Here is a 6,069-nt window from a genome sequence, read left to right as displayed (position 1 = left end):
ATGGCCCCGTATTACGAGCACCGGAGCGGAGCGTACGTTGAAGTACGTGAGCACCGGAGCGCAGAAAAGCGGCGCCAGACGGCCGGCCTAGTAGGGTTTTGAGAGGGGCTCTAGTCGTTTTGGGGATAGGCGGACATCAGCCGCTTCTGGTGCCACCACAAGGCGGCCAGCTTCAGCAGCCCCGTCGGCTCCAGTCCGCGGCTGCGGATCGCAGCACCGATCCTGAAGGACTCGCCGTAATGGAAGAACTGCGTCTTGTAGGCGCGGCCCAGGGTCATCTCCGGGTCCCAGATGTTCGTGGCCTCGGAGCCGGAGCCGTTGAACTCGATGATCTTGAAGTCCCGGCCCTCGCGCAATGCCTCGAGCGTGTCGTAGCGCAGGTCGATGCGGGAGAAATACACATCCGGCATGTCGCGCATGATCTCGTCGATGCGCGCGGTGAGCGCGGGGCTGACGATGTTCAGCCCGTCCTTGAAGGTGGAGCCCCGGCAGTGATTGCCGACGAAGACGAGCCGCGCGCGTTCCCCGGCCGCTGGCACGGCATCGGCCTTGGCGCCGATCTTGCTCAGCAGCAGGCTGGAGACAGCGTTCAGCCGTTCATCGGCGGCGATGAGGTCGCGCACATTACGCTTGCCGTCCCCGGTCACGGTCGGCGCGTATTTCAGCGTCACCGAGGTGATGCGCCCTTGCGCCTCGTGCGGATGGCGGATGTAGAAAATCCCGGCTTCGCCCTCATAGGTGACGAGCGCTTGCAATTGCAGCGCCGTGGCGCGGGGGAAGGCGGCGAGATAGGCGGCGAGTTCCGCCTCGTTGTTCACCACGCGCACGCCCACGCCGTTGCAGCTCATGTCCGGCTTGGCCACCACCGGAAAATTCAGCCCCGCTTGGGTCATTGCCGCGCGTGCCAGCGCCAGGTCGTTGCCGCCGCGATGGCCGGAGGTGGTGAACCCGACGAAATCAGCGACCCATTGCCGCGCCACCGGGCCGGCGAGGGCGAGGATGGCGTTCTTCGACTCGCCGCAGATGCCGCCAGCCTCGATGCGGGGGTTGGCGAGGGAGGGGAGGGTGACGCTGCCATAGCGCAGCGATTTGAGCGCCCAGAACGCCACCACCGGCGCGTAGAACAGCCAGCCGGGCCAGAACTCGAAAAACGAAACCGGCGTTTTGCCCTTGCTCCGCCCCGGTGCTCCCATCGCCCTGGCGAGAGATGCGTCGCTCATGGAGTGTCCCTCCGTTTTATGTTGTAGAGCCGCGTGGCAAGCTGCCCGACCATGATGATGATTAACAAGAATACGACAAGACCGGCCCAGCGCCAAATGCCGAGATAGCGCATCATCAGTACGCCCAGATGCAGGCTGACGAAGAACAGGCCGGAGGTCCAGACCAGCGTGGCGGCGATGGCGGCAAGGGCGAATTGCGCGAGCGGCGCGTGCAGGAAGCCGAGCGTGGTGTAGGTGGGCAGGCGCAGCCCGGGCACGAATCGGCTGACCATCACGAGCGGGAGCACCCGCTGTTTCACCCAGCGTTTGCCGAGGTCGCGCCGCTGCTTCGGCACCAGCCGGCGCGCCCATTCATGCTTGCCCGAGAGCCAGCCCAGCCCGTACAGCCCGAGATCCCCCAGCACGATGCCGGCGTAGAGTGAGCCGAGCGCCAGCGGCAAAGGGAGGGCGCCGCTGGCCACTTGCATGGCGGCGAGCAGGGTCGCTGCATCCTCCAGGATGAAGGTGCCGGTAATGACTGCCGAGGCCTGCAGAAACCTGTTGCCGCCCGCTGCCGCGAGCAACCCGGCAAAGCTAATAAGTGTCATGCGGCCTCACATAGAGCCAGATTGGCCTCAGGCCAAATCCGGCCAGGCCATCAACAGATGGCCTTCAGGTGCCGTCGTCGTTGGTCAGCATGGCCAGATGGTCAACGCTGGGAGGAATGACCCGGCAGGAATTGCCGCGCGCGGCCATGGCGCTGCAGGTGGCGCGGGCGCTGTTGGAGGTCAGCCCGGCGAGCTGGGCGCTCCACATGGTATGGCCTTTGGTCTCCACCCTGGCGATGCGGGGGATGCCCTCGCCACTCAGATGGTGCGCGGCCAGAGCCGCCGTCCGCGCCTTGGCCATGTGGCTGTACACGCCGAGCTGCGCCACCCAGCCGCCCATCGGATAGGCATGGGCGCGGCTCGCGGCGGGGATCGGTGCAGCAGGGCGGGCGTGGGTGTTCGATGCCATTTGCAGCGTGCCGCCATGCGGTACCACCGGCGTGGCTGCCGCCACTGTGGTGGAGGGCGCGGGGCCGCCGAAGCCGCTGTCCAGCAGGGTCCGCATCTGCGCGTAGGTGTCGCCCCAGTTCGGCTCGTGCAACACCACGCCGATCAGCACGTGGCCATTGCGCTGCGCGCTGGTGATGAGGTTGTGGCGGGCGAGGTCGGTATAGCCGGTCTTCATCCCGGTGGCGCCGGGATAGGTCTTCAGCATCTGGTTGTTGCTGTAGACGGTGCGGCCGCGGAAATTGAAGCTCTGCACCTCGAAGAACTGCTGGTCCTCGGGGAAGTTCACCACGATGTCCCGCGCCAGAAGCGAGAGGTCGCGCGCGGTGGTCACCTGGTTGGGGTTGGGCAGGCCGGAGGCGTTGGCGAAATTCGTCTGCGCCATGCCGAGCTGCTTGGCGCGCTGGGTCATCAGCTGCGCGCAGCGGTCTTCTGAGCCGCCGCCAATATATTCGCCGAGGGCGGTCGCGGCGTCGTTGGCGGACATGGTGGTCATCGCCAGGATGGCGTCCCGCACCGCGATGGTGGAGCCCGGCGCCAGGCCCAGCTTTACCGGCTCCACCGAATTGGCGTGGTAGGAGACGGGGATTTGTGTATCCAGCGTCATCTGCCCGCTGCGCAGCGCCTGGAAGGCGAGATCCAGCGTCATCAGCTTGGTCAGGCTGGCGGGGTAGCGCGGTGTGTCGGCACCGTTGGCGCCAAGCACCTGGCCGGATTGCGCGTCGATAAGGATGGTGCTGGCGCCCGGCGCGGTGGGGCCGTAGCCTGTGAATGCCGCGTCGTCGGCGGGTTGCGGCGCCGGCTGTACGGCACGGTGCAGGGCATGATGATGCTCCCTCGCGGCCGCCGGCGTCGCGGTGAACGCGGCCGCGCACAACCAGGCTGCCATGACCCCGCCCTTAGTCCGCCAGCTTCGCATGATTGCTCTTACCCCGTCAGTGCAAAATCATGCCACAATCTAGCCTTTATGGTGCCGAACTGTCCAGCGAAAAACCACAGAATCTTTTCGAAAGAGCATAAAACCCAAAGGGTTAGTTTGGGTTGCTGAGGAGGGCCCCGGAGCGGCTTGCGGAGCGGCCTGAAAAGGGACGGAAGTGTCGGTTTCGTGACGGTTTTGTGCATCGCACAAAAAACGTTGACGGAAAGAAATTAGCCACCTAGAAAGACATTGCTGCATTGCGGTTTGCGCCGTCTTGCTCGCTTGGTTGGGGCCGTGCAGTTTTTTTTCTTACTTGCTTGCGGGAGAGATTTTTTAATGAGCGCTACGAAAGCCAAAGCCACCGCCGCCGCTGACACCACGGCTGCCAGCATTGAATCCGTGAACGAAGCGTCCGTGAAGGGCTTCGAGAAGTCCGTCGCCGCCGTGCGCGATGGCATTGAGAAGGCAACCAAGGGCCTGGAAACGTCCCAGGCTAAGCTGAAGGAAGGCGTTGAGAAGGCCGTGAAGACCTCCGAAGAACTCCTGGCGTTCAGCCAGGGCAACCTGGAAGCCTTCGTCAAGGCTACCCAGATTTATGCCGCCGGCTTCCAGGACCTGTCCAAGCACCTGGCCGCCACCTCCAAGGAATCCATTGAGGAATCCGTCGCTTTCGGCAAGTCGCTGATCGGCGTGAAGTCCGTGAAGGAAGCCGTGGACCTGCAGACCAGCTACACCAAGACCACCATTGAGAAGGCTGTGGCCGAGACCAACAAGCTGGCCGACGCCACCGTGAAGCTGACCGAGCAGGCGATTGCCCCGCTGACCGCCCGCGTTACCCTCGCGGTCGAGACCTTCGGCAAGACCCACTAATCTGGTTGGCTCCCGCCTGCCCGGCGCGCGTAATGCGCGCCGGGATTGGGAGCCAATCTCCTGGTATCTGGCGCGGCGCTTGCGGCGCGTACAGAAAAAGGCCGGCCACCCTCGGGTGTCCGGCCTTTTCGCTTTCCAGGGCCAGTGGAGCGTTGTTCTCCAAAGGGCGCGGTTACTGGAGGTTTACCAGCGCTATGCCCATGTTTTTTGCAGGTCAGAGAAATTCTCTCTTTCATAGGCGGCCTTGCTTTCGATATGCTCGCCTTACGGCGGTGCAAGCGCCGCCTAGCTGATGAGGAGGCGAGACCGCGGTTTTGCCCAGGGTGTTTGAGGAATGAGCGAGAACGACAAGCGTAAAGGTGGCGAAGGGACGAATGCCGGCGTGGTCGTGAAGCCGCGGCCCAAGACCCGCAAGCCCACCATGTATAAGGTTCTCATGCTGAACGACGACTACACGCCGATGGAGTTTGTTGTGCATGTGCTGGAGCGCTTCTTCCAGAAGTCACGCGACCAGGCGACGCAGATCATGCTGCATGTGCATCGCCGCGGCGTGGGCGTGTGCGGGGTTTACACCTACGAAGTGGCGGAAACCAAGGTGACGCAGGTGATGGATCTGGCAAGGCAGAACCAACACCCGCTGCAATGCACGATTGAGAAAGAATGAGGCTGTATTCTGAGCCAGCGTCACTATCTACGAATATACGCCGCTAGGGTGGCGGCGTAGCCAAGATGCCGGCCGGACAGGCAGATAGAATGTCCGGAATCAAGCGCGCCGGTCTCCGGCGCAAAGGAAGTTAGCCCATGCTGTCTCGCAACCTAGAACAGACCCTGCACCGCGCGCTCTCCCTGGCGGCTGAACGCAAGCATGAATACGCAACGCTGGAGCATCTGCTGCTCGGGCTCGTGGACGATGCCGATGCAGTGACGGTGCTGCGCGCCTGCGGTGTGGATATCGAGAAGATCAAGAAGGACCTGACCGAGTTCCTGGACAAGGACCTGGCTGGGTTGGCGACCGACCGCGCAGGTGACCCGAAGCCCACCGCCGGGTTCCAGCGCGTGGTGCAGCGCGCCGCCATCCATGTGCAATCCTCGGGGCGCGAGGAGGTGACCGGCGCGAACGTACTCGTCGCCCTGTTCTCGGAACGGGAGAGCCATGCCGTGTATTTCCTGCAACTGCAGGACATGACGCGCCTGGACGCGGTGAACTTCATCTCCCATGGCATCGCCAAGAGCCCGGGCAAGTCCACGCCGCGCACCCCCACCGGGGCTGACCAGAACAGCGAACCGGAGCGTGAGGAGAAGGTCAGCGCCAAGCGCGGTCAGGATGCGCTCTCCACCTACTGTATCAACCTGAACAAGAAGGCGCGGGACGGTAAGATCGACCCGCTGATCGGGCGCGAGCACGAGATCGAGCGCACGATCCAGATTCTCTGCCGCCGCACCAAGAACAACCCGCTTTATGTGGGCGACCCGGGCGTGGGCAAGACCGCCATCGCCGAAGGGCTGGCCAAGCGCATCATCGACGGTGACGTGCCGGAGGTGCTGCTGAACTCCACCATCTTCGCGCTGGACATGGGCGCGCTGCTGGCCGGCACCCGCTACCGCGGCGATTTCGAGGAACGGCTGAAGGCGGTCGTCACCGAGATGGAGAACTCGCCGGGGGCGATCCTGTTCATCGACGAGATCCACACCGTGATCGGCGCCGGGGCCACCTCCGGCGGGGCGATGGATGCCTCCAACCTGCTCAAGCCGGCTCTGGCCCAGGGTGTGCTGCGCTGCATCGGCTCCACCACCTACACGGAGTTCCGCAACTACTTCGAGAAGGACCGGGCGCTGGTCCGGCGCTTCCAGAAAATCGACGTGAACGAGCCGTCGGTCGAGGATTCGGTGAAGATCCTGCGCGGGCTGAAGGGCGCCTACGAGAGCCACCACACGGTGCGCTACACCGATGACGCCATCCGCGGCGCGGTGGTGCTGGCGGCTATGTACATCAACGACCGCAAGCTCCCCGACAAGGCGATCGACG

At 64.0% G+C, this 6,069-nt stretch carries 6 protein-coding genes; 3 read left to right on the top strand and 3 right to left on the bottom strand.

The window, feature by feature from the left end; all coding sequences use genetic code 11:
- Nucleotides 1–110: 110 nt before the first annotated feature.
- The 3 genes from ACLPJJ_RS00030 to ACLPJJ_RS00020 form a co-directional block, all read right to left on the bottom strand.
- Nucleotides 111–1,220, bottom strand: a complete 1,110-nt coding sequence (locus tag ACLPJJ_RS00030) for a D-alanine--D-alanine ligase (protein WP_443588566.1) — start codon at nt 1,218–1,220, stop codon at nt 111–113.
- Nucleotides 1,217–1,807, bottom strand: coding sequence for a DedA family protein (locus ACLPJJ_RS00025; RefSeq protein ID WP_443588565.1), 591 nt, complete (start codon nt 1,805–1,807; stop codon nt 1,217–1,219). The genes ACLPJJ_RS00030 and ACLPJJ_RS00025 overlap by 4 nt, the downstream gene beginning before the upstream one ends.
- A 64-nt stretch (nt 1,808–1,871) precedes the next feature.
- Complete coding sequence (locus tag ACLPJJ_RS00020) at nt 1,872–3,143, bottom strand: D-alanyl-D-alanine carboxypeptidase family protein (RefSeq protein WP_443588563.1); 1,272 nt, start codon at nt 3,141–3,143, stop codon at nt 1,872–1,874.
- A 366-nt stretch (nt 3,144–3,509) separates the two neighbouring features.
- Here ACLPJJ_RS00020 and ACLPJJ_RS00015 point away from each other — a divergent pair, with 366 nt between their 5' ends.
- From ACLPJJ_RS00015 to ACLPJJ_RS00005, 3 genes are all read left to right on the top strand, one after another.
- Nucleotides 3,510–4,043, top strand: coding sequence for a phasin family protein (locus ACLPJJ_RS00015; protein WP_443588562.1), 534 nt, complete (start codon nt 3,510–3,512; stop codon nt 4,041–4,043).
- 334 nt (nt 4,044–4,377) lie between these two features.
- A complete protein-coding gene (gene clpS, locus ACLPJJ_RS00010) occupies nt 4,378–4,707 on the top strand; it encodes an ATP-dependent Clp protease adapter ClpS (RefSeq protein WP_443588560.1) in 330 nt (109 codons plus the stop codon).
- Between the two features lie 137 nt (nt 4,708–4,844).
- A partial coding sequence (locus ACLPJJ_RS00005; RefSeq protein ID WP_443588558.1) for an AAA family ATPase occupies nt 4,845–6,069 on the top strand: 1,225 nt, incomplete at its 3' end.

The sequence above is a fragment of the Acidocella sp. genome, from assembly GCF_052326845.1.
Classification (GTDB): Bacteria; Pseudomonadota; Alphaproteobacteria; order Acetobacterales; family Acetobacteraceae; genus Acidocella.
The sequence above is the reverse complement of the archived record's forward strand: the minus strand, read 5'-3'. Positions and strand labels throughout refer to the sequence as shown.

Coding starts and splice junctions, on each gene's coding strand:
- clpS (WP_443588560.1), top strand. CDS start 4,378: ATGAGCGAGAACGACAAGCGTAAAGGTGGCGAAGGGACGAATGCCGGC.
- ACLPJJ_RS00020 (WP_443588563.1), bottom strand. CDS start 3,143: ATGGCAGCCTGGTTGTGCGCGGCCGCGTTCACCGCGACGCCGGCGGCC.
- ACLPJJ_RS00015 (WP_443588562.1), top strand. CDS start 3,510: ATGAGCGCTACGAAAGCCAAAGCCACCGCCGCCGCTGACACCACGGCT.
- ACLPJJ_RS00025 (WP_443588565.1), bottom strand. CDS start 1,807: ATGACACTTATTAGCTTTGCCGGGTTGCTCGCGGCAGCGGGCGGCAAC.
- ACLPJJ_RS00030 (WP_443588566.1), bottom strand. CDS start 1,220: ATGAGCGACGCATCTCTCGCCAGGGCGATGGGAGCACCGGGGCGGAGC.